The 360-nt window shown below is 68.3% G+C and carries 1 pseudogene; it reads left to right on the top strand.

Annotated elements, in window-relative coordinates:
• Nucleotides 1–22: 22 nt before the first annotated feature.
• Nucleotides 23–360: pseudogene (locus tag J0695_RS40945) on the top strand (alpha-galactosidase); the annotation flags it as partial.

Here is a 360-nt window from a genome sequence, read left to right as displayed (position 1 = left end):
CCCCCACGCAGGAGACACCGGCATGAGCATCCCCCCGAGACCGGCAAGACCTCTGAGCTCGCTGAGCACCGCGTTCGCGCTGCTGCTGCTTCTCGTGCTCGCGCCGCCCCTGCTCGTCCTCAGCGCCGCACCCCGCGCCCATGCGCTCGAAAACGGTCTGGCCAGGACACCCCCGATGGGCTGGAACGACTGGAACGCCTTCGGCTGCAACGTCAGCGAGGCGCTGGTCGAGCAGACCGCCGACTACCTGGTCTCGTCCGGACTCAAGGACGCCGGCTACGCCTACGTCAACATCGACGACTGCTGGATGTCCTCGGCCCGCAACTCCGCGGGCCAACTGGTCCCCGATCCCGCCAAGTT

The organism is Streptomyces beijiangensis, assembly GCF_017315755.1.
Lineage (GTDB): Bacteria > Actinomycetota > Actinomycetes > Streptomycetales > Streptomycetaceae > Streptomyces > Streptomyces beijiangensis.
This window is presented reverse-complemented; position numbering and strand designations above follow the sequence as displayed.